General features: G+C 40.4%; 16 protein-coding genes and 1 riboswitch. Of the genes, 7 read left to right on the top strand and 9 right to left on the bottom strand.

Annotation, left to right across the window (positions count from 1 at the left end; genetic code table 11):
- Positions 1–2 precede the first annotated feature (2 nt).
- The gene (locus LY11_RS24800; protein ID WP_111636290.1) at positions 3–1,172 is read right to left on the bottom strand and encodes an aminotransferase class V-fold PLP-dependent enzyme; all 1,170 of its coding nucleotides are present in this window, start codon (positions 1,170–1,172) and stop codon (positions 3–5) included.
- 155 nt (positions 1,173–1,327) lie between these two features.
- On the opposite strand from LY11_RS24800, the gene LY11_RS24795 reads away from it, so the two are divergent.
- Complete coding sequence (locus tag LY11_RS24795; protein ID WP_111636289.1) at positions 1,328–2,617, top strand: acetyl-CoA hydrolase/transferase family protein; 1,290 nt, start codon at positions 1,328–1,330, stop codon at positions 2,615–2,617.
- Positions 2,618–2,707: 90 nt separating this feature from the next.
- On the opposite strand, the gene LY11_RS24790 is transcribed toward LY11_RS24795, so the two are convergent.
- The 4 genes from LY11_RS24790 to LY11_RS24775 all read right to left on the bottom strand — a co-directional run bounded on the left by LY11_RS24790 (position 2,708) and on the right by LY11_RS24775 (position 6,410).
- Positions 2,708–3,274, bottom strand: a complete 567-nt coding sequence (locus LY11_RS24790) for an AraC family transcriptional regulator (RefSeq protein ID WP_111636288.1) — start codon at positions 3,272–3,274, stop codon at positions 2,708–2,710.
- Between the two features lies 1 nt (position 3,275).
- Positions 3,276–3,485, bottom strand: coding sequence for a heavy-metal-associated domain-containing protein (locus LY11_RS24785; RefSeq protein ID WP_111636287.1), 210 nt, complete (start codon positions 3,483–3,485; stop codon positions 3,276–3,278).
- 51 nt (positions 3,486–3,536) lie between these two features.
- Complete coding sequence (locus tag LY11_RS24780) at positions 3,537–5,771, bottom strand: heavy metal translocating P-type ATPase (RefSeq protein WP_111636286.1); 2,235 nt, start codon at positions 5,769–5,771, stop codon at positions 3,537–3,539.
- A gap of 69 nt (positions 5,772–5,840) precedes the next feature.
- Positions 5,841–6,410 (bottom strand): ORF6N domain-containing protein, encoded by a 570-nt coding sequence (locus LY11_RS24775; protein WP_245952886.1) that lies wholly within the window; start codon positions 6,408–6,410, stop codon positions 5,841–5,843.
- A 357-nt stretch (positions 6,411–6,767) separates the two neighbouring features.
- Here LY11_RS24775 and LY11_RS24770 point away from each other — a divergent pair, with 357 nt between their 5' ends.
- From LY11_RS24770 to LY11_RS24750, 5 genes are read left to right on the top strand one after another with little or no spacing between them, the layout of a single operon-like run.
- Entirely contained in the window at positions 6,768–7,787 is a 1,020-nt protein-coding gene (locus tag LY11_RS24770; RefSeq protein ID WP_111636285.1) for a hypothetical protein, read from the top strand.
- Between the two features lie 12 nt (positions 7,788–7,799).
- Positions 7,800–8,351: a DUF4833 domain-containing protein gene (locus LY11_RS24765; protein ID WP_111636284.1), complete on the top strand. Its 552-nt coding sequence runs from the start codon at positions 7,800–7,802 to the stop codon at positions 8,349–8,351.
- A gap of 22 nt (positions 8,352–8,373) precedes the next feature.
- Entirely contained in the window at positions 8,374–8,958 is a 585-nt protein-coding gene (locus LY11_RS24760; RefSeq protein ID WP_111636283.1) for an RNA polymerase sigma-70 factor, read from the top strand.
- 1 nt (position 8,959) lies between these two features.
- Complete coding sequence (locus LY11_RS24755) at positions 8,960–9,928, top strand: FecR family protein (RefSeq protein WP_111636282.1); 969 nt, start codon at positions 8,960–8,962, stop codon at positions 9,926–9,928.
- The gene (locus LY11_RS24750) at positions 9,928–11,664 is read left to right on the top strand and encodes a peptidase associated/transthyretin-like domain-containing protein (protein WP_111636281.1); all 1,737 of its coding nucleotides are present in this window, start codon (positions 9,928–9,930) and stop codon (positions 11,662–11,664) included. Before LY11_RS24755 ends, LY11_RS24750 begins: the two co-directional genes overlap by 1 nt.
- Positions 11,665–11,722: 58 nt before the next feature.
- Here the strand turns inward: LY11_RS24750 and LY11_RS24745 are convergent, their stop codons facing one another.
- The 4 genes from LY11_RS24745 to LY11_RS24730 are packed head-to-tail and all read right to left on the bottom strand — an operon-like array spanning position 11,723 to position 17,187.
- Positions 11,723–13,054, bottom strand: a complete 1,332-nt coding sequence (locus LY11_RS24745) for a DUF5074 domain-containing protein (protein ID WP_111636280.1) — start codon at positions 13,052–13,054, stop codon at positions 11,723–11,725.
- Between the two features lie 15 nt (positions 13,055–13,069).
- On the bottom strand, positions 13,070–13,969 hold the full coding sequence (locus tag LY11_RS24740) for a PKD domain-containing protein (protein WP_111636279.1): 900 nt from the start codon (positions 13,967–13,969) through the stop codon (positions 13,070–13,072).
- Between the two features lie 18 nt (positions 13,970–13,987).
- Complete coding sequence (locus LY11_RS24735) at positions 13,988–15,124, bottom strand: YncE family protein (RefSeq protein WP_111636278.1); 1,137 nt, start codon at positions 15,122–15,124, stop codon at positions 13,988–13,990.
- 23 nt (positions 15,125–15,147) lie between these two features.
- Positions 15,148–17,187 carry a TonB-dependent receptor gene (locus LY11_RS24730; RefSeq protein WP_111636277.1) on the bottom strand — a complete coding sequence of 680 codons (2,040 nt, stop codon included), beginning with the start codon at positions 17,185–17,187 and terminating at the stop codon, positions 15,148–15,150.
- Between the two features lie 95 nt (positions 17,188–17,282).
- A riboswitch (cobalamin riboswitch) is annotated at positions 17,283–17,471 on the bottom strand.
- Positions 17,472–17,675: 204 nt separating this feature from the next.
- On the opposite strand from LY11_RS24730, the gene LY11_RS24725 reads away from it, so the two are divergent.
- Complete coding sequence (locus LY11_RS24725; protein ID WP_111636276.1) at positions 17,676–18,167, top strand: hypothetical protein; 492 nt, start codon at positions 17,676–17,678, stop codon at positions 18,165–18,167.
- Positions 18,168–18,243: the final 76 nt, after the last annotated feature.

Raw genomic sequence — 18,243 nt, 5'->3', positions numbered from 1 at the left:
AATTAAAAATCCAAAATGGCGACAACTTTTTCCAATTCTTCAGCAGTATTGAAATAATGAGGCGAAAGACGGATTGCACTTTTTATGTTTTTCTTTGGAAAATCAATCATAGCGGAGCCTGCAAAGGCTATAGAGAAGTAAACATCATTTTCACGCAGGTGCTGTGCAATTTCATCAGTAGTATGATGATCCATAGTAAAAGTCAGGATACTACTCACTTTTGATCCCCAATCTTGTAGATTCAGCCCTTTTACTTCCTTCAGCTGACTTCTGAACTGAGCCATTAAAACTGCATTGTATTTTTCAATATTCGCCATTCCAACCTGATTGGCATATTTGATGGCTTCCTTAAATGCCAGTCTGCTCGGAATTGAAGATTCCCAGAACTCAAAGCGCTTAGCAGTAGGCTGTAATGTATAATCGTTTACTGAAGTCCATTCCGCACCAATCATATCAATAATCAGCGGAGCCAAACCAGCTTCCAGTGCACGATCAGATACATAAAGAAAGCCGGTACCACGTGGTCCGCGCAAGAATTTCCTTCCGGTAGCGGCCAGAAAATCACATCCGATTTCCTGTACATCAACAACCAGTTGCCCTACAGACTGACAGGCATCAACAAGGTACCAGCAGTTATATTTCCTGCAAATGGCCCCTACTTCTGCGACTGCCTGTATCAGACCTGAACTGGTTGGAATATGCGTTAACGCAACCAATTTTGGCTGATGCAACTTAACCAGTTCCTCAAACGCGGCCAGATCAAGGTCCCCGTTAGCCAGGTTGGCTGCTCTGACAATGTTGATTCCAACCCGTTTTTTTAAAGAAATGAAAGATATTTGATTGGAAATATAATCGTCATCCGTTGTTAAAATAACGTCTCCGGCTTTAAATTCAATGGAAGAGATCGCTTTTGCATAGGCATCTGTAGCACTGTTTTGAAAAGATATATTCTCAGCATTGCAGTTGAGCAGCTGAGCAGTTTCTGTATAGAATTCATCTACCCCTTGCTGGTTTAAATTGGCAAGGGCATATCCTCCGATCTGAGCTTCTTCAGTCAGACTGTCTATCATTTGATCAAATACAGTATCGGTTACTAATGACGAGCCTGCACTGTTCAGGAAAATTTTGTTCGTACACCCCCTGGTTTCTTTTCTGATTACGTTTAAGTCCATTCTTTTATGAAATTGATTGATAGCTATTAACAATATTTATAGGGGTAAAAGGTAATAAAAAACCTTTAAACCTAACCTACATCATCCTGTATTTTGACCAGGATCACACATTATTCCAGCTTAATTGTTCTAATTGCAGAATAATAGAACAGCTTATGAGTCAACCAAAATATAGTAGCGCAGCAGATGCAGTCAAGTACATTCAATCCGGTCAGCGCGTATTCCTTCATGGCAGTGCAGCGACCCCGGTATTATTGATTCAAGCTCTTCAGCAGCGGCATGCAGAGCTTAAAAATGTAGAATTGGTTAGTATTTCAACCTTGGGTGATGTTGATTTTAACAACCCGGAATGGCGTGGAAGTTTCTTTTTCAATTCCTTATTTACCTCAGCAAACACGCGTGCTGTTGTCAATAGCGCCAATGGTGATTATGTTCCTGTCTTTTTAAGTCAGATACCGAAACTCTTCAGAGAAGGATTTCTGCCCCTTGATGTAGCTATAGTGCAGGTCTCTCCGCCTGATGTACATGGTTATTGTTCCTTAGGAACTTCTGTAGACATTGCGAGAGCTGCTGTAGATACCGCTAAACACGTCATCGCCCAGGTTAACCCAAACATGCCCCGTACTCATGGTGACGGTTACCTGCACAGCAGTAAAATCAACACTTTTGTATGGCATGAATCTGTTTTACCAGAGGTCGATTATTCAGCTAAAGTGAGTAGTGCCATGGTTACTATAGGTCAGCATATTGCCTCTTTAGTAGAAGATGGGGCGACACTGCAACTTGGAATAGGGGGTATCCCGGACCAGGTTTTAAAGAATTTAGGTAACCATAAAAATCTGGGCCTGCATACAGAAATGCTGTCGGACGGTGTGATTCCACTCATACAAAACGGGGTCATCAACAACAGCATGAATAAGATTAACCGCGGTAAATCGATCACTTCATTTATGATTGGAACACGCAAATTGTATGACTTTGTAAACGATAATCCGAGCATCAGGGTGATGGATATTTCCTATGCAAATGACACCAGTGTGATCCGTCAAAACCCAAAAGTCACCGCTATAAACTCTGCGATTGAACTGGATTTAACGGGTCAGATCTGCGCTGATTCGATGGGGACTTTTCAGTATTCCGGCATCGGCGGACAGATGGATTTTATCCATGGAGCGTCTCTGTCTCCGGGAGGAAAACCGATCATTGCCCTGCCTTCAATTACCTCAAAAGGGATCTCCAGAATTGTACCCTTTTTAAAAGAAGGAGCAGGTGTAGTAACCACCCGCGGACATGTACACTGGGTGGTTACTGAGTATGGAAAAGTTAACCTTTTCGGCAAAAGTTTAAAGCAGCGTGCCAAAGCATTAATTGAGCTTGCACACCCCGATCACCGCGAAAATCTGGAAAGAAAATGCTTTGAAAGATTCGAAACTTCTTTCGAATAACAACAAATCAATATATAGAACTTATTAATATTCAGCTATTCATACAAATCAACTAATCTAAAGATTAAGTGTTAACTTAAAATCCAAAGATTAGTTGATTTGATCTAAAGGTTTACGGTCACCCATTGGCTGAGCCTTATATTTACTCGGCGTTACCCCGGTTACAGCCTTGAATTGCGTAGACAAATGTGCGCTGCTGCTATAGCCCATCTGGTAGGCAATTTCGTTCAGATTCAGCTCCCCGTACTCTAACAATTCCTTTACCCTGGTTACCTTTTGCTGAATGATATATTTCTCAATAGTGATCCCTTCCACATCAGAAAACAACCTGCTGAGATAAACATATTCCTTGTTCAATTTCTCTGCAATCACGCTCATCAGGCTCTGCTTCAATTCAAACAGATTTGAATAATGAACGAGCTCGATCACCTGTGTTTTCACCTGCTCCACGAGCTGGTCTTTATCTTTGTCGATCAACTCAAAACCCAGCACCTGGAAGGCCGCTGAAATGTCCTGTAGTTTCGCCGGATCAGGCTCCGGCGAAACAGTCACTCTTCCCAATGAAATCTCATCCACAGACAGGCCGAGATTTTCCAGCTGCTGTTTGACGATGAGAATACACCGGTCACAAACCATATTTTTAACGTGCAGCTGCATATTAAATTAATTCTGCCTGGAAGCCGGCTTTCTTTACAGTCTCCTGAATTTTTTCCTGCAGGTTTTCACCGTCACCTGTTACGGTCAGAACTTTATCAGCTACATCGGTATCTACGTTCCACTCAAGACCAGTCATTGCATTTAAGTGAGGAGTTACCGTAGCCACACATCCACCACATTTAATATTCGTTTTAAATTTCAGAGTTTCCATAATACTTGTTTTTATTAGCGCCCCTTTATAATCAGGGCATCGTGTTTTAAATTAATTCAATTTAGTCAATTTCAACCTGAGGCTGTTCCCTACTACAGAGACTGAGCTTAATGCCATTGCTGCTCCTGCGATCATTGGATTCAGCAGGAAACCATTCAACGGATATAATATCCCCGCAGCCAAAGGAATCCCAATCAGGTTGTATATAAACGCCCAGAATAAATTCTGACGTATTGTTCTCACCGTAGCCTTCGATAGCTTCAGCGCTTTAGAAACCTGCCTTAAATCGGACGAGATCAGCGTGAGCTTGGCTACATCAATTGCAATATCAGATCCCCTGCCCATGGCAATCGAGAGATCCGCCTGGGCCAGCGCCTGGCTATCGTTAATTCCGTCGCCTATCATCGCCACGATTTTGCCCTCCTGCTGCAGGCTTTTAACGAAATCTGCCTTCTCTGCCGGAAGTACGTCTGCCTTGTAGTTCAAAATCCCTGCCTGTTTCGCAATTGCAGCCGCTGTAAAGGCATTATCTCCAGTCAACATGTAAACTGTTATCCCTTGCGCCTGCAACTCTTCTACGGCTTGTTTTGAGCCCGCCTTAATCTGATCAGCAATTGCGACCACTGCCAGCACCTGCCTGGTACTGGTAAAAAAGATCACTGTTTTAGCTTCCTGCTGAAACTGATGAACGACCTCTTCGATTTTCACGGGCAGCTCTCCATGAGCTTCAGTTAAAATTTTATGACTTCCTGCAAAATAGGTTTCCCCATTAAAAACAGCTTCCACCCCTTTCCCGGTCAGACTTTTAAAATCCGTAATTGAAGCTGCCCTGACACCGGCATCTTTGATATAACTCACAACAGCTTCAGCCAGCGGATGTTCAGACTGCTGCTCCATAGCCAGGAAAACGCTCAGCATTTCATCCTGACTTGAAACCTCATTCTCAACCCATTCAATACCCGTAACTAAAGGCTTACCTTCAGTAATCGTACCAGTTTTATCTAAAATAACCGTATCCACCTTATAACCCGACTCTAGTGCTTCCGCATCTTTAATCAATATCCCATGCTCAGCACCCTTACCAATCCCGACCATAATTGCCGTTGGTGTAGCCAGACCTAAAGCACAGGGACAAGCAATCACCAGCACCGTAACCATGGCCATCAGTCCCTGGCTCAGCTTATACTCTCCGCCAAACAGCAGCCATATCCCTAAAGTACAGACCGCAATAAAAAGAACTATCGGAACAAATATCCCAGCGATCTTATCCACTAATTTCTGAACCGGGGCTTTCGATCCCTGCGCATCCTGAACCAGCTTAATGATCTGTGCCAGCAAAGTTTCCGCGCCTACTTTCTCTGCCCGGAACTTAAAACTCCCTTTCTGATTGATTGTACCTGCAAAAACCTGTGCACCCGCCTCTTTCAGTACCGCGACCGGCTCTCCGCTGATCATACTTTCATCCACATAAGAATGTCCCTCATCCAGCACACCATCCACCGGAATTTTATCCCCCGGTTTCACCAATAACCGATCCCCCGCCTTAACAGCCGACACCGCTATTTCCTGCTCCCCATGCTCAGTAACCAGCATCACCGTTTTTGGCTGCAACCCGATCAGCTTCTTAATTGCCGAAGAAGTATTTGATTTCGCATTCTCCTCCAGGAGCTTACCCAGCATAATAAAAACAATCACTACAGCTGCCGCCTCATAATACACATGAGGATGAATCCCTTTAGCATGCCAAAAATCAGCAAAAAACGTATTAAACACACTAAACAAATAAGAAATACCCGTACTCAATGCCACCAGGCTATCCATATTAGCCCTCCCATGCTGCGCCTGCTTATAAGCATTGATGAAGAAATTCTTCCCAAACACAAACAAGACCGGCGTTGTTAAAGCCAGCATATAATAGTTCGCATAAGGAATATCCATTAAAAACATTCCGATAACCACTACCGGCAACGTCAGTAACCCAGCCAGCAGAGTCTTTCTTTTCAAAGCACTATAATTCTGCTGCTGTACCTCCTCCTGCTTTTCCTTTCCATTCAGCGTATCCAGAATCAGATCATATCCCACGGATTGTACTGCTGCCTGAAACTGTTCCGGAGTAATTTTACCCGGCTCATAACTGACCTTTACCTGTTGTGTGGCATAATTTACTTCCGCACTCCGAACACCATCCTGGGCCTCAATCATGGACTGCACACTAGAGGCACAACCCGCACAGGTCATACCTAATACAGGAAGGGAAATGGTTTGTATGTTCTTTAAATCTGACATCTTTCTTAAATATGGTACAAAGATAGGCCCTACCCTACCCAAAGACTTACATCATTTTGTTATAAAATTTCATAATTCGGCATCCTCAGACTTTGCGGGCCCTGATTTACCCTTCCTTTTAAACCCAATTTCCTCCCGCGGCTTATCCTCTTTTTCAATAAACTTATTCAGATAAGTAAACAACACCTCTATTTTCTGATCCTGCTTCAGCAATTTCTTTTCCACCTGCTCAACCAGTAACGAAACATCCTTATGCAACAATAGCATCCCACGTATCCGTGTATATATCCTGATGATCTGTATATTCACATGAATAGCCCTTTCGCTGCTCAGCACACAAGACAACATTGTTACCCCCTGCTCCGTAAAACAAAATGGCATGTAACGCAATCCCTGACGATCACCATTGGAGGTCACAAACTGTGACCTCCAATTTTCCAGTTCCTCTTTATTCATTTCAAACATAAAATCTTCAGGAAAACGGGTAATATTACGCCTTACCGCCTGCTTCAGTACTTTAGTCTCCACCCCATACAACTCTGCCAGATCCCTATCCAGCATAATCTTCTGATCACGAACTACATAAATCTTGTTCATCACCACCTCATCAGGTATAACTATCGTGCTTAATATCCCCATAAACAAATGTACTCCGGTATATATCCAACCTGGTTATTTATTTATCAACCAAACTTGAGGTCACAGATTGTGACCTCAAACCAAACAATAATCATCCTTCATAAACCAGCTGACCCACTAACTAACTAACCAACTAACCAACTAATACGCCAACTAACAACCCACACACAAACAAACATGTCCCATTACCCAGGAGGATACAAATCTGGAATACTAAATAAAAAAGACATTGCTAATTTCCGGGCCTTGGCCATCCCTTCAGATGGGCGTCGACCGGAAATAGCAATGTCTTTTTTATTTACCCCCCCCGTAAGGGTAAACCCTTACTACGTTGTCCCTAGATTAAACAACAACAATATGAACATAAAACCATACCCACTCATCATCCTGTTAACAACCCTTTTAACAACCACCCTATCCGCACAAACCAAGAACATCGGCTTAATTTACCCCCTAAGCAGTAACGGCAAACACGCCCCACTAGACAGCAACACCTTTTCCCTGAACCTGATTGCCGGTGTATCCGCAGCAGAAGACGGCTTTACAATTGCCGGAGTAACCAACCTCATCCACCACACCTCAAAAGGCGTTCAAATTGCAGGCTTCTCAAACCACATCGGTCAAAAAGCAACAGGCCTGAGAATAGCCGGGTTTATGAATCTTTCCGAAGAAAGCAAAGGCACATCAGTTGCCGGCTTCCTCAACAAATCAACCAATATGGAAGGCCTGCAAGTTGCCGGTTTTGGAAACTTTGCACACGACGTTAAAAACATACAAATTGCCGGATTTATGAACAAAGCCAAAAACACCTCCTCACAAATCGCAGGCTTTATGAACATCGCGAAAAAAGTCAAAGGCGTACAAATAGCCGCCTTCCTGAACATAGCCGACAGCTCCGACTACCCGATCGGCTTCATTAACATCATTAAAAACGGAGAAAAAAGTCTCGCTATAACTACAGACGACAACCTTACCACCCTGCTCACTTTCAGATCAGGAGGGAGAATACTATACGGAATCCTTGGAATAGGCTATAACCTGAAAAACAAAAAAGAAATATATGCAGCCGAAGCAGGTCTGGGCGCACACGTCTACACCTCACAAGCCTTTCGCTTAAACCTTGAACTCTCCGGCCTTACCCTGAAAGACTTTAAAGCCGGAGAATACTTTAAATCTTCCATCAAAATTCTGCCCGCCTTTAAAATCAGTCCCCATCTGGAAATATTCGGAGGCCCAACCTTCAACTATGTCAATACCAATACAGAAGAAGGCAGAAACCTGACAGAAAAATTTATCTCTAAATGGGAAAGTAAAAACGGCAATAAAATACAGGGAATCTATGCAGGTTATACAGCCGGCGTACAATACATATTCTAAACAAAGCAAACTATGACCACACTCAGCAAAACTATTAACCTCTTATTACTGGTTCTGCTGGCGATGGTCAATCCCCTAAGCGCACAACCAGGCCACCCCCGCATAGACAACCTTTTATTCTTTATCCAGAAAAACCCCGATGCCAATACAGTGATCTACGAACTCAACCTCAATCAGGACGGCACCATCTGTACACAAGCACCAGTTAAAGTATCCTGGATCAAATACGCAGAAGATGGAAAACGAGAAGAACTCAGCAATATAGAAAGAAAACACATCTATGGCCTGCAAAGCAAAGACCTGGGAAATGACGAATATGAAATTCACTTAATGGCCTACACCAAATTATCTTTATACCTGAAACGTTCCCAAACCGACAATAAATACAAAATTTATATCAAGGACGAAGACATACACTATTTACTAAAAAGAGCATTTATCAAACTCGACAGATGCTCCTTTTGGTATCCTAAAGTACAATACATTGACCTCGTTGCTGTAGATACAGCAAATGGGAGAGAGATTTTACAAAGAATTAATATATCATCACAAGCAGAATTCTAATATATTTGAAAAGCCATAAAACGTGGAATTAACATATCCTGTGAGCCAAGCCGCCCCTATAATTTACGACGATACCGCTTTTGAACACTTGTTTAAAGCGCACTACAAGGCATTACATGTCTATGTGAATACGATGATCCGTGACCCGGAAATAGCAGAAGAAATAGTACAAAACAGATTTATGAAATTCTGGGAAAAACGAGAACTCCTGAATATACAAACTTCCGTTAAAGCCTATTTATATAAATGCGTTCACAATGACACCCTGAACTTTCTGAAGCACGAAAAAGTAAAAATGCGCCACCAGAATTTTACGATGCACTCCGTACAGGAAAGTGAACCCGCCTCACACCGGGTAGAATTAAATGAACTAGCCTCCAAAATACATGGAGCTATGGAAGATTTACCCGAACAATGCCGGCTTATATTTCATATGAGCAGGTTTGAAGAGTTAAAATACAGAGAAATCGCAGACCAGCTGGGGCTCTCTATTAAAACCGTAGAATCCCAGATGGGAAAAGCATTAAGGATATTGCGCTTAAAACTGGTCGATTTTTTAGCTCTCCTTTTATTAGGAGTATTGTTTTACAAAGATTTTTTGAATTAAGATGAGCGATAGAGATGAACTTTTAATAAAACACTTATTAAACGAAACCAGTACGGAGGAAAACACCGAAGTATTGCAATGGATAGCAGAAGATCCGGCTAATAAGGTATACTACAACCAATTTAAACAGATTTGGGAAACCAGTAAAGCGCTCGAACCAACAAGTAACATAGACGAAGAACAAGCCTGGAAGAAATTTAAAGCTAAAGTAGCCCCATCAAATGAACAGGAAGCTAAAGTTGTTCCATTACGTTATAAATACGGATGGCTTAAAATTGCTGCTATATTTCTGATTGCCGCAGGTCTGTGGAGTACCTACCGCGTTTTTAGCGCTGCTGATTACATATCGGTTGGTGCCGGAAAAGAAGTCATGGTCAAAACACTACCAGACGGATCAGTAATTACAATGAATAAAAACTCTTTGCTAAGTTTTGCCAGTAACTTCACGGACAACCGGGCAATTCGTTTACAAAAAGGAGAAATATTTTTCAAAGTAACCCCAAACAAGGAGAAACCATTTATTATTGATGTAGAAAAAGTAAAAATAAAAGTAGTCGGCACTTCTTTTAATGTGAAATACCTCAACGAGCAAACAGAAGTTATCGTAGAAACAGGAATCGTTAAGGTGAGTATCAGCGGTGCTGATGTCGAACTGCACAAAGGAGAGAAAGTGATCGTTAAAAATGGCACAACTGCATTAAAAAAAGAAATCAATACCGATCAGCTTTACACCTACTACCGGAACAAAATCTTTATTCTGAACAACACTCCGCTTTCAAAAGTTATAGAAACACTAAATGAAGCCTACCAGGTAAATATTGTTATTGAAGATCCGCGAATCAAAAATCTGCTCTTGACTACTACTTTTCCAGAAGATTCACTAGATCATATTTTACAGACGATTTGTGAAACCTTTAATATTAAACAAGTACACAGCGAGGGAAAAATCCTGTTGGTAAACCAATCATAATGAACAGGAAATTACTTTTACTATGTTTTTTATCCCTTATTGCCTGCAAAATCTACGCACAAGACGCTGAAAATTTATCCAGGCGTGTTACCATTAAGGTCAAACATCAAAAAATTGCCGAAGTACTCACTCAGATCAGTACTTCAGGCAATTTCTATTTTTCCTATCAGGGAAATTTATTCAATACCGACAGCCTGATTAATCTTTCCGTTCAGAATACCCAGGTAAGAAACATTCTTGACCAGTTGTTCAGAGGAAAAATAGATTACAAAGAAAATGGACAGCATATTATTCTGCGCTCTGCAAACCTGCACCTCACTATAGAACCCGACAACATTACCACTGCCGAACGTTTATACCTGATCAGCGGTTATGTGACCGACACTAAAACAGGGGCCAGAATTAAACAAGCCAGTGTTTATGAAAAAAGACTGCTGCAATCTACCTTAACCAATAACGATGGCTATTTTAAACTTCGTTTCAAAGGTGATTACAATGAAGTGATTCTCACGGCCAGTAAAGAGGCCTACCGGGACACCACGCTCATCTTTCTCTCTAACATCACCATTAAACCCGAAAGTTATGAAGACACATCCTCGGCACACAAAAGCAAAGTAAGCAATCTGGTAGAAAACATGGGCATCGGAAGGTTTTTTGTATCTTCCAAACAAAGGTTCCAGAGCTTAAACCTGTCAGGTTTTTTAGCGAACAGTCCATTTCAAGCCTCTCTTACTCCCGGTTTAAGCTCACACGGGATGATGAGTTCACAAGTGATCAATAAAGCATCCTTTAATATTTTAGGAGGATATTCTGCAGGACTGGATGGATTTGAAATGGCAGGCCTATTCAATATGGATAAAACAGATGTAGGCGTTATGCAGGTGGCAGGTCTGTTTAATATTGTTGGCGGTTCTGTAAAAGGCTTACAAATTGCCGGAGCTGTGAACTCAGTTATCGGAAATGTTGATGCCCTGCAAGCAGGAGGTTTAGTCAATTATGTGCGTGGCAACGCTACTGGCCTGCAAATGGCTGGAGTGATGAATTTTGTCAAAGGATACGTGCATGGATTTCAGGCTGCCGGTTTATATAACAATACCCGTAAAGATTTTCAGGGATTACAATTGGCCGGTGCTGTGAACAGGAACAGCGGAACTTTGAAAGGTGTACAGATTGCCGGACTATTTAATTCCACAAAAACACTTAAGGGCGTGCAAATTGGTTTAGTCAATGTCACGGATAGTTCTTCAGGATATAGCATTGGTTTGATCAACATCGTTAAAAAAAATGGCTATCATAAAATCAGTTTGTCCAGTAATGAGCTCATTAATACTAATTTTAGCCTTAAAACAGGTACTAAAAAATTCTACACTATCCTGATGGCCGGGCGGAATATCTCAGCTACTGAAAGAATTTCTGCTTTGGGTTTTGGAGCGGGGCATGAAATACAGCTGAATGAGAAGTTAGCCATAAACGCTGAATATCTGTCTCAATTTATTTCTACGGGGAAATGGTCTGAGTCTTCCAATCTCAAAAAACTACAACTGAACTTACAGTTTAAGATTGCGAATGGACTGTCAATTTTCGGTGGGCCATCTTACTCCATTTATACTACAGACTATCCACAAGGATCAGGCATAAAAGGCTTCAAACAGCAAGTATCACCCAGTTATGCCCACTCATTCAATAATAAAACCAGTGGCTGGTTAGGTTGGAATATCGGAATTACTTTATTTTAAAAACCCCCTTTACTCTCACAGTAAAAGGGGGTAACAACACACACACAAGATTTTATGCTTATTGATGGGCTACAATTACCGAAGGGAAATAATAACCGCTATAAGAAACTGTCTTTTTAACTGCAGCCGTTATCGGATCATAGAAATATAAGTTATTCACTTTGAAATTTTCTCCGAAGCCTGACTGTACAGTACTTACCAATAACTGATCCAACTTTGCATTATAGCTTAAACCAGCACCATAAAGTATCTTACCTGTAGGTAACGTTAAAAACGGAGCCTGCAGGGAAGCATCACTTCCAGGGATATATTTATAGATCGTTGTACCACCACTAAAAGATGCGTTCTTAGCAATAAAAACTGCATTCTCTTTGGTGGAAGCTGTAATAGATCCAGGATGCCATGCACCCCATGAACCAAAAACTGTAAAAGGAACTGTAGTTATTTCAACATCCAGTGAATTAATCTTAAACAGCCTGGTACCGCCTGCCGCCCAGATACTACCATCAATAGTACGGGTAAAACCAACAGAAACGCCAGCAATCTTTTTCACGACCGTGTTATCAGCAGCTCTCAGGATCACTACACCATCAGTTGAAGAAAGTACATAGATATAATCACCTTGTTTGATCATATCGCCTACCTGTCCACCTACACCGTCAATAGTACGGCCGATAGCTAAAGTATTTAAATCAACAGGGAACACCCCTTTACCAGAACTCAGCAAGCCTTTAGTTTCAGTAATACCCACAAATGAACGCCAGTCATTTCCACCCTGACTTGGTATACGGGCCAATTCTTTCATACTGTATTCATCAGTCACTACCATCGGGCCCCCTACTTTTGAAACCAGGTAGAATTTGTTTTTAAAAACAACACCAGACTGTAGTGTAGAAGATACGGGGTTCAGATCTTTGTTCGGATTTTCTTTCACAAAGATGCTGTCTTCCATTTTATTGGTATTGTAACGGTAAAAACTTACCGTTCCTGTTCCATGTCCGAACCAGCCTTCATTCACGATGTAAAAACCATTCTCATATTTATCCCAAACATGGATCTGGTAATCAACATTAACTTCACCACCAGGAGTGGCCGCTTTAAAACTGATTTTAAAGTCTCCTTTATTTACCGCTTTAAAAGTAAATACAGAATCAGATCCGGTACGTGCACCATTCACCGTCCAGCTGTAAATTGCATTTTTAGTATTGGCAAGCTTCGGATGCAGCAACAGGGTATCACTTACTGTAATAGAATCCTTTCCATTATTCTTTAACGGTTCCGTAGTCTGAGGCTGAAGCAAAAGCTCTTTTTCATTATCTTTTTTACAAGAAGCAATAGCCAGCATGGATAATCCGGCAAACAAATAGGGTATTGATTTTTTAAAATTCATTGGTTTTATTAATTGTTAATTTAAATCTGCGGCACCTCTGACCTCGGTAGAGATCTCGCCTAACATCGTATTGCCTTTTTCATTCTGTCCCGTGTACACCTTTACGAAGTCAATTTTCGCTAAAGTAACTGGCTGACCAGCACTATTTACAGCCCATGAAATATCGAATGAGTTGTATTGATTAGTTTCAAAATTATCACCAGTTGACCAGCTGTCTGTATAACCATAACTGAAAGCGCGGTTTACATAAATATCACCCTGCATACCCCAGGTAGAAACTAACTTTGTTCCGGTGAAGGTTGTGCTGGTCTGATTTGGCGCAAATAATGGGTAATAATTATGCCTGTGGAACTGGTTAACCTCTACCTGCCCAGACCCACCCTGGTTATCTGTCCAGTTTACATTCGCTGTCGCATTCGGATTGGTATAAGTAATCTGGTAGTTTTTGATCGTTCCTGCAGCATTATATTCACTGCCCGCAAGTTCATACCAGGCATCGTCTGGTAAACCATTACCATTTACATCCTGACTTACCATGACAATTCCAGGCTCCGACCATTGCAATACAGGGCCTAAAGGATTACCATAAATAGCCAGGTCATAACCTTGCTTGTTGACAATAGGGTGGTCAAATCCGAAAACGATATAGCCCCCATAGCCACCTAAAGAAATCATACCCGTCTGGCTTACATCACCGATAATACGTTGTGCACCAGCCAGACTACCCAGGCTTTCATTGATAAACTGTCCTGGTGCAGGTAAATATTCAAATACTTTGGAAATGAATTTGCTATTTACAGCAGTAGTTTCTTTTCCCGGGGTTAATCCATTTGTTTCACTCCCATCCTTTTTACATCCCGTAAATACAACTGCACCGATGAGTGCAATTAAAAGGGGTTTTAAATTTGTGTTCATAGTTATCTGGTTGATTGGTTAATAAACAAAAGCAAAATGTGCAGGAATATCACCTGTGGTTACCTGAAATTTCTTGATGCCCGCAGGATTAAAGCAATATAAAGTACCAGGAGAAACATAATCCTTCGCGTCAGTTACAAATACATCTTTAGTAATCGGATTAACCGCAATTCCATAAGGAACTGTTATTTTTTCATTTGTACCATCGGTGATGAAACTCTTGGTCAATGGAATCTCCGTTTTCACATTAATCATTCCATAGGTAATTGTATTATCACCCGTTATTTTACTATATTCAGTACTATAGTAATAAGCAAGATCACCATCTATTACGATTTCACTAACCCCTATATCAAATGATTTTTTCACCTTTTCAGTCTGGGTATCAATCACGAAAAGTTTCGAAGGTATATCAAAGTAATCCCCTCTTGAACTCACATACAAATCACCATACTGATCAGCCTTGAGGCGATGAAGATTAATAGCCACATCAATCTTATTGGTTACCTGAAAGCTATTCAGATCAATCACAGAGACAGTTCTCTCATAATTTTTGGAACTGTAACCACCAGAATTAGCAACAAATAATTTACCTCTCACTACAGCCAGTTCTTCTGGCTGACGGCCGACTTGAACACGTCTTTTTTCGGTAAGTGTTGCTGTATCAATCTCAATAACAACACCATTACCGGCTGTAGGATCACCTAAAGTACCCAAGTAAGCACTCGCATAAGCCTTGCCCTTATAAAAAGTGATATATCTGCTATTAGCCAAAGGAATCTGACCGAGTTTCTTACCCGTTTTGGCATTTAAAACTTCTATTTTATTAGAAAGATTCACAACTACATATACTTTAGAGCCATATACGCCTATATCATTACCTACATCACCCAACCCCTTAACAATTTCAGGATTGGCTTGATTATAGATATTACGGCGATATACACCAGTTGCTAAATCCAGATAATCCAATGAGGCTTTATTCATATTCATATTGCCTTCATTGAGCAGATAAAGACCTTTTACAGGACCAGATGGTGTTGGTTCCAGTATTTCTACTTGTTCAGGAGCTGGCTGAGGATCCTTCCTGCACGAAAACAGGGATGCTGACACCATAACGGCCAGTGATAAACGATAAAGGAGCTGTTTTTTCATGTTTGATTATTTAAGGTTATATTTTAATAAGAATAGGCTATGGTGAAACGGTATGAACGGCCAGGCATTGGAAAATTGGCAATTACATCATAATATTGATTCAGAAAATTGTTCACTTCCGCAGAAATACGAAAACGATCATGCTTTAATACTTTGGTATAATGAAAGGCAATATCATGAGTATACCAGGCTGGCACATAATTATATACATTATTAGCACCTTGATTAAACCGCTGACCAACATAGATATAACTATAATTCATAGCCAGATTTTTCCAATCAGCGCCCAAAATAAAGGAACCGCTGTTTACAGGTGTATATACAATCTGGTTTCTATAATTCAGATTTTTATCGGTTACGTTCAGTGCCTGTTGATAGGTGTAAGTTAAACCGGTAGTCAAGGAAAGATCTGTAACGATGTTCCAGACTGTCTGTACATTCACATCTAATCCTTTAATTTCTACTCTGCCCAGGTTTTGCATGCTCCAACGGAACAAGTTTGCACTTGGCACAGCAACAATTTTGTTTCTAACTTTATTGTAATAAGCGTCAGTCTGAATTGATATTTGCTGTAATTTATGCCCTTTAAATGCCCTGATATAGGTCAATCCCAGATCATATTGTTTGGTATACTCTGGTTTGAGCAATGTATTGCCAATAGAGGTATAATACAAATCGTTAAAAGTAGGCATACGGAAAATGCTTTTGTAAAAACTGCGCACCCGGAATTCCTTCAGATTGTCGAATGGCTGCCATGAGACCATCACTGTAGGGGTGAGCTCGTTTTTATTTCCCGCAGAAAAAAACTGCTTTACTTTATCATTGACGTAAGTGCTCAACAAATTTGCCTGCACATCTATTCTTTCAAAATGGATTTGAGTAGCTAGTGCCGTCAAAAAGGTATTTCTGGCAGGATAAGCAAAGTAATCAAGATTTGCATCCAGCGTGTTATACTGATAATCACTAGATAAAACTACATCCCAGAATGAATTGATTTTATAGCGGTTGGTCAGCGATAAATAAAGTTCCCGCTGTTTGAATCTGTTATCCAGAAAACCATCGTCTTTTACAAAATCAGGATCCAGGTACCTTACGTAATCACTTGCGTATTTTGCCGAGGCCATCAAGTTATATCTACCCGCCTCTTTTTTATAGCTGGACTGAACAAAAAAGTTCTCATTCCATAAGCGCTGAGTGAAGTCATATCTATTGCTGACAATTGCACCAGGCAATCCCTGATGATCTTTATAGTAATATACTTTGGCTGCCCAAACACTACTGTCTTGCAATTTGCCATTCAATCCTGCCTCTAAACGCATCGTTTCGATGTCGGCATTCTTTCTTACAAATGTGCTGTCATAAACTCCATTAGTATACCGGAACTTATAGCGCCCATTGGCATTTTTATATTCTGTACTCAAAGAAGCCGAAATGGCATCGCTGACTTTATGTTGCCACAACACGCTTGGATTAATCAGCCCAAATGAGCCTCCTTTAACAGAAGCTTTAACATGATCGGTTTGTCCATTTTCAAATTCAGGTTGTTTAGCGTTCAGGTATAAAGAACTTCCGGAGGCGAAACCTCTTGCAGATTGGAAAATGGTACTCTTCTGCCCATTATAAAGTTCTATTTCTTCAATATTGTCTAAGGAGAATTTCCCCAGATCAACTTGTCCGTTTTGTGCATTTCCTAATTGTACACCGTCATAAAATACCGCAGTGTGGTTAGTGCCCATACTTCTGACGTTGATCGTCTTTAAGCCTCCTATCCCTCCGTAATCTTTTAATTGTACACCAGAGAAAAAACGGATGGCATCAGCAACCGATAAACTGTTTAATCTTTCGAGATCTTTACCAGATAGAATTTGTAATGGGGAAGCAGAAAGCTGGCGTTTGCTGAGCTTTATAGCACGAATAGAAACTTCTTTCAGCTCGTTCGCTTTTTTAACAGAGTCGGTTTGCGCAGAAGAATTATAAGGCACAAAAACACCTAGCCATACTATAGCAGAAAAGCCGAAAAAAGAATTACAGATGCCATCAAAGGCAAATTTTCTTTTAGTCATTTTGTTGTGAGGGTTACCCACAGCAAACAGCAGATTAAGGAAATGATTACGTCAATAAAAAGCACTCACCCCTAGCTTCAATCCCCGAAAGCTATGAAATTATAAAGCTAGAGGCAGGTCTTCTGACTTACTCCCGGAGATTCATGCCTTCCCCATGTCAAACATGAGTGGCTGGATACGAATTACGTTAAGGAGCTTACAGCTGCGGGACAGTTATGGATTTACACCATATTCCCTTTTAATCTTGATCGGTGAGATCAGGAACCAAAAGCGACGCAAAGTTATTAAAATAAGCGACATAGAATTAAAGAAACTGTATAATTTTGAATAACACATATTTATTATAAAATTAATTTTCAAAATAATGACATTTTAAAGAATTTAAAGAATTTTATTATCTATTAATGAATAATAAACTTCTTATTGAATTATTTTTTGTTAATATTGCATCTTAATAATCAACACATATATCCTTATAATTAAAAAAAATGAAAAACAACATCTACATGATCCTTATTTTATTAATGATCACTTCATGCAAAAAAAATCAGGATCATCAGTCCATCGAAACAAACGGAGACTCAAAAGATATTTTGCTCCAGGACAGAGATCCAAACTCCCCTCTCATTTTAACAAATAAGAAAAATGAAAAAAACGGCAAAACTTCAGTTAATTCAATACCTGATGAGATTTTAGATTTAAGATATTATTTAGGTCGGTCTTATTTATTGAATACTAATTTGGATGGGAATGCTGAAAGTGTAAGATTTAAAGTAATAGATATTGAGAGATTTTTAAATGAAAATCCAGGATACTACCTACCAGTAGACATAGGAACTGGTAAAGCCAATAGTTTCTCTTACACTTCTTTTGACAGATATGAAAATAAAAGTAACTATACTAAAAAAATAAGCGGTGGCTTCAATCTTAATTTGGGACTATTTTCAATTGGTGCCAAACGTAGTGTATATACCGATTGAAAAGTGTACCAATATCCAGTTGAAAAGTGTACCAGTTAGCAAGGATTAAATCGTCCCTTTAGAATGAACTAAAGGA

Source organism: Pedobacter cryoconitis (assembly GCF_003259615.1).
GTDB classification, from domain to species: domain Bacteria; phylum Bacteroidota; class Bacteroidia; order Sphingobacteriales; family Sphingobacteriaceae; genus Pedobacter; species Pedobacter cryoconitis.
The sequence above is the reverse complement of the archived record's forward strand: the minus strand, read 5'-3'. Positions and strand labels throughout refer to the sequence as shown.

Bases quoted from the DNA above. Each gene is read 5' to 3' on its own strand.
- LY11_RS24800 (WP_111636290.1), bottom strand. From the start codon at position 1,172: ATGGACTTAAACGTAATCAGAAAAGAAACCAGGGGGTGTACGAACAAA.
- LY11_RS24795 (WP_111636289.1), top strand. From the start codon at position 1,328: ATGAGTCAACCAAAATATAGTAGCGCAGCAGATGCAGTCAAGTACATT.
- LY11_RS24790 (WP_111636288.1), bottom strand. From the start codon at position 3,274: ATGCAGCTGCACGTTAAAAATATGGTTTGTGACCGGTGTATTCTCATC.
- LY11_RS24785 (WP_111636287.1), bottom strand. From the start codon at position 3,485: ATGGAAACTCTGAAATTTAAAACGAATATTAAATGTGGTGGATGTGTG.
- LY11_RS24780 (WP_111636286.1), bottom strand. From the start codon at position 5,771: ATGTCAGATTTAAAGAACATACAAACCATTTCCCTTCCTGTATTAGGT.
- LY11_RS24775 (WP_245952886.1), bottom strand. From the start codon at position 6,410: ATGGGGATATTAAGCACGATAGTTATACCTGATGAGGTGGTGATGAAC.
- LY11_RS24770 (WP_111636285.1), top strand. From the start codon at position 6,768: ATGAACATAAAACCATACCCACTCATCATCCTGTTAACAACCCTTTTA.
- LY11_RS24765 (WP_111636284.1), top strand. From the start codon at position 7,800: ATGACCACACTCAGCAAAACTATTAACCTCTTATTACTGGTTCTGCTG.
- LY11_RS24755 (WP_111636282.1), top strand. From the start codon at position 8,960: ATGAGCGATAGAGATGAACTTTTAATAAAACACTTATTAAACGAAACC.
- LY11_RS24750 (WP_111636281.1), top strand. From the start codon at position 9,928: ATGAACAGGAAATTACTTTTACTATGTTTTTTATCCCTTATTGCCTGC.
- LY11_RS24745 (WP_111636280.1), bottom strand. From the start codon at position 13,054: ATGAATTTTAAAAAATCAATACCCTATTTGTTTGCCGGATTATCCATG.
- LY11_RS24740 (WP_111636279.1), bottom strand. From the start codon at position 13,969: ATGAACACAAATTTAAAACCCCTTTTAATTGCACTCATCGGTGCAGTT.
- LY11_RS24735 (WP_111636278.1), bottom strand. From the start codon at position 15,124: ATGAAAAAACAGCTCCTTTATCGTTTATCACTGGCCGTTATGGTGTCA.
- LY11_RS24730 (WP_111636277.1), bottom strand. From the start codon at position 17,187: ATGACTAAAAGAAAATTTGCCTTTGATGGCATCTGTAATTCTTTTTTC.
- LY11_RS24725 (WP_111636276.1), top strand. From the start codon at position 17,676: ATGAAAAACAACATCTACATGATCCTTATTTTATTAATGATCACTTCA.